Origin of the sequence: Streptomyces flavofungini (assembly GCF_041028215.1) — a bacterium.
In the GTDB taxonomy this organism is placed as follows: Bacteria; Actinomycetota; Actinomycetes; order Streptomycetales; family Streptomycetaceae; genus Streptomyces; species Streptomyces flavofungini_B.
This window is the reverse complement of the sequence record NZ_JASKYR010000587.1, coordinates 1-4,234: the sequence shown is the minus strand read 5'-3', so window position 1 is coordinate 4,234 and position 4,234 is coordinate 1. Positions and strand designations below refer to the sequence as shown.

Annotated in this window: 3 protein-coding genes; 2 read left to right on the top strand and 1 reads right to left on the bottom strand. The window is 71.1% G+C overall.

The annotated features are described in order from the left end of the window. Positions 1–326 precede the first annotated feature (326 nt). On the bottom strand, positions 327–1,418 hold the full coding sequence (locus tag AB8Z36_RS30300; RefSeq protein WP_369216585.1) for an Lrp/AsnC family transcriptional regulator: 1,092 nt from the start codon (positions 1,416–1,418) through the stop codon (positions 327–329). Between the two features lie 56 nt (positions 1,419–1,474). On the opposite strand from AB8Z36_RS30300, the gene AB8Z36_RS30295 reads away from it, so the two are divergent. Together AB8Z36_RS30295 and AB8Z36_RS30290 are read left to right on the top strand one after the other, a co-directional pair. Further along, a complete protein-coding gene (locus tag AB8Z36_RS30295; RefSeq protein WP_369216584.1) occupies positions 1,475–2,770 on the top strand; it encodes an MFS transporter in 1,296 nt (431 codons plus the stop codon). Positions 2,771–2,834: 64 nt separating this feature from the next. After that, positions 2,835–4,073, top strand: coding sequence for a metal-dependent hydrolase family protein (locus AB8Z36_RS30290; RefSeq protein WP_369216583.1), 1,239 nt, complete (start codon positions 2,835–2,837; stop codon positions 4,071–4,073). Positions 4,074–4,234: the final 161 nt, after the last annotated feature.

Sequence of the window (4,234 nt, the reverse complement as noted above, 5' to 3'; positions counted from 1 at the left end):
GGGCGGTCCGGGGCGGCGCCCCGGCATCGGGAGCGGTGGTCACACGGGTCTCCGGGGACGGGAGGGATCGGACAAGCGGGTTCGCTCAGGCGCTGAGCGCTGGGCACCCGAGGTGAGGCGTCAGCGGCGACAGAGCGCGTCGTCGACGCTCCACGGCGTGGCCGCGAAGAGCGCGAGAGCGAGCTGACGAGCGGGTCCGAACATGCGCACCACCATAGGCATCCGCCAGGGATGGCGAAAAGGCGTCTCACATAGAGAACATGTAGAGGGCACGTGGCTGAGATGCCGGGATGTGATTCCGGAGGCCGGGATGCCGGGAGGCCCGGTCAGCGCGTGGGTTCCGGCAGCGCGAGCGGAACGTAGCGGCGGGCGCGGCCGTCGGGGTCCAGGAGCCAGCCCATGCGTTTCGGGGTGTGCAGGGCGATGGCGCGGTCGTGGACCTGGAGGTGGGGGAACCGTTCGGTGAGGAGCGTCTCGAACGGGCTGATGCCGTTGAGGTCGTGGAGCCAGGCCATGACAAGGAGGTTGTGGGGGCCGCTGACGGAGATGGCCAGGCGCACCTGGTCCAGCCGGGCCAGCGCGGCACCGGTGTGTTCGAGGTGCTGGTGGGGTACGGCGGCGCGATAGAGGACCACGGTGCGGTAACCGGCCAGCTGATGCGCCAGGTCGCAGCGCAGAGTGATCTTCTGTTCGCGGAGCATCCGCAGCAGACGGCGCCGGGCGGTGTACTCGCTGACGCCGATGGCGGCGCCGAGGTCCTTGTAGCTCATGCGGCCGTCGTTGCCGAGCGCGGCGCGCAGGGATTGGTCATGCGGTGTGCGTCGCGTATGCACATGAGTGCTGTACGTGAACCGGGTGGTGGTGCCGCTTTCCGGCAGCAGGGCGCGGCTGACGGAAGGGATGGCGTGGGTGCGCCAGTCGCCGCCCTCACTGAAGACGGTGAGGCCCAGGCGGGTCTGCGTGGAGCGCACACCGCGCAGGCCGCCGACGGTGCCGTGCACGGCCCTGCCCAGGGAGTGCAGGTCGGCGGCGGTGACGGCGAGCAGCAGGTCGAAGTCGCCCGCCATCTCCTCGACGCTGATGACCCAGGGGAGCTGCGTCAGCGCGTGGCTGACGGCGTCGAACTGCCGGGGGCTGCATCGCACCTCGACGAAGGCGACGGTGGCGGCGTCGGGCCGCTCATAGGCGGTGACCCAGGCCAGTCCCTCCGAGCGCAGCCGTTCCCACCGCCGGGAGGCAGTCGTCGCGTCGATGTCCAGGGCCCTGCCGAGCTGGGTCCAGGAGGCACGGGGTGCGGATTGCAGCGCGTCCACCAGCGCCAGGTCCAGTTCCGAGAATTCGCTGTCACTATCCGGTGTGAATCCGCGTGACGCGCTGCTTTCCTGCAATTTCCCGGCCTTTCTGCTGGTGAGTCGCACGATGTGAGGGTTCCCCCGCCAGGGTCGAGTATCGGCCACTGCAGGAAGGAGTGCTGATGCTCGCACCACGTTCCCGTGCCGGACGAACCGCACCGCTGAGCGGCCCGGCCCGTACCACCGTGATCTTGCTGTTCGGCGCCTGGTTCATCGACTACGCCGACCGGCTCGTGATCAATCTGGTGCTGCCGGAGATCGGTGACGAGTTCGATCTCAGCCACAGCCAGCAGGGCCTGGTCGTGTCCGTGTTCTTCGTGGCCTACGCCGCCTGCCAGATCCCCGGCGGCGTCCTCGCCGACCGGCTGGGTGGCCGCCGGATGGCGCTGTGGGCGCTCGCCGCCTGGACCGTGTTCACCGTCCTGACCGGTCTCGCCTGGTCGTTCGGGGCGCTCCTGGTGATGCGGGTGCTGTTCGGTCTCGCGCAGGGTGTGTTCCCGCCCGCCGCCACCAAGACCCTGGTGGAGCGGTCACAGCCGCAGGAGCGGATGCGGGCCAACGGTCTGATCCTCAGCTCCAACTCGCTCGCGGCCGTCTTCACGCCGCTGGCCGTGGCGCCGCTGGTCGCGGCCTTCGGCTGGCGCTCGGCCTACATCTCCGTCGCCGCGCTCGGCGTGTTCGTCTATACGGCGATGAAGCTGCGGCTGCCCGCCCCGCTCGCCGATCGGCGGGGGCCGCAGCCAGCCACGCCGAAGGGTCACACCGACACGAAGACCCTGCTCAAGTGGGGGATGCTGTGGCGGTTCGCCGCGATGATGTTCGGCTACAGCCTCATCATCTGGGGGCTCAGCTCCTGGGCCCCCACCTACCTCCACGACGAGCGCGACCTCGACCTCTCCTCGGCGGGCGCCCTGATGGCGATCCCCGCCCTGGCGGCGGCGCTCGCGACGGTGCTCGGCGGCGGCCTCGTGGACAAGCTGGGCGGCCGGCACCGCAGAATCGTGGTTCCCGCGATGTCGGTGGCCGCCCTGACCCTCCCGGTCATGGCCTACGCGTCGAGCATCGCCCTGTTCGTCGCGCTCAGCACGGTCGCGGTCTTCGCCGCGGCGCTCTGCTACATGCCGATCATGGCCGTGCCGATCCGCGGTCTCGCGGCCCAGCACATCGGGGTGGCCAGCGGAATCCTGGTGTTCGGCGGGCAGTTGGCGGGCGTCCTCGCCCCCACGGTGATGGGTGTGATCGCCGACGTCTTCTCCTTCCAGGCGGCCTTCGCCTTCCTCTCGCTCGGGGCGGTGCTCACCGGAGTCATGGCCTGGCTGACCCCGCAGGACACCGCCACCTTCCTCGCCTCGGCGGACGTAACCGTTCGCACCGCGGCACACGCCACCGTTCCCACGACGGAAAAGGAACTCTCATGAAGTCCCCCGAACGACAGCGAGCATGGCGGCCCCGCTCGACCGGCGCGTGTACGGAGGGTGGGGCATGAGTGAATTGATCATCCACGACGCCGCCCTGCTCGATCTGGAGTCGGGCGAGCTCATCAGCGGCTCATCGGTGCGCGTCTCGGGCGACCGGATCGTGGAGGTCGCGCCCGGGGGCCGGATCACCGGTGACGCCCCGAGGCTGGACGCGGCGGGCCGGACCCTGATGCCGGGCCTCATCGACGCCCACGTGCACGCCGCCGTCGCCACGCTCGACATGCCCGCGATGAAGCGGCGGCCCGCCTCGCACATCGGCATCGAGGCGGCCTCGCTGCTCGAAGGAATGCTGCGCCGGGGGTTCACGACGGTCCGTGACGCGGGCGGGCTCGACCGGGGTGTCACGGACGCGCTGGACGCGGGCCTTGTCACGGGGCCCCGGGTGTTCCGCTCGGGCCGGGTGATCAGCCAGACCGGCGGGCACGGGGACTTCGAGCCCGCCGCCGACGATCCGCGGCTGTGCGCCTGCCACATCCACAGCAACTGGTTCGCCCATGTCGCCGACGGCCCCGACGCCGTGCGCCGCGCGGTGCGCGAGGAGCTGAAGAACGGCGCCCACCAGATCAAGGTCATGGCCGGTGGCGGGGTCTCCTCGCCGACCGACCCCATCGACATGGTGCAGTACACCGCCGAGGAGATCCGGGCCGCCGTGACCGAGGCCGAGGCCCGGCACACCTACGTCCTCGCCCATGCCTTCACCCCGCAGGCCATCATCCAGGCGGCGACAGCGGGGGTGCGCTCCATCGAGCACGGCAACCTGATGGACGCCGAGGCCGCGGCGGTGATGGCCGAGCACGGGACGTACCTCGTGCCCACGCTGGTCACCCTTGAGCAACTCGCGGAGGTCGGGCGGCGGTGGCGCTACCCGCAGGCGAGCATCGACAAGGTCCAGCACGTGCTCAGCGAGGGCGCCAAGGCCATACAGCTCGCCCTCGACGCCGGGGTACGGGTGGGTTTCGGCAGCGACCTGCTGGGTGAGGCCCACCCGGCGCAGAGCCGGGAGCTGTGGCTCCGGGCGCGGGTGCAGTCACCGCTCGACGTGCTCAGGTCGGCCACCGTGGTCAACGCCGAGCTGATGAACCGCTCCGGCGAGTTGGGCGTCGTGGCCCCCGGCGCGCTCGCCGATCTCCTTCTGGTGACCGGCAACCCGCTGGAGGACCTGTCGCCACTGGCCGACTCGGGCGCGGGCATCGACYTCGTCATGCGCGGCGGGGAGGTGGTGAGCAGCGAACTCCCGCGATGACGGCGGCCTCTCCGCACGCCCCCGCCCTACGCGTAGCGCGCTCACCACACCTTCGGCGCCCCGCGATCGCACCGGGCCCCGGCGGCACCCGGCGATCGCACCGGACCCCTGCGACCCCCGGCGATCGCACCGGACCCCTGCGGCGCCCCGCGATTCCAGCG

Bases quoted from the DNA above. Each gene is read 5' to 3' on its own strand.
- AB8Z36_RS30295 (WP_369216584.1), top strand. From the start codon at position 1,475: ATGCTCGCACCACGTTCCCGTGCCGGACGAACCGCACCGCTGAGCGGC.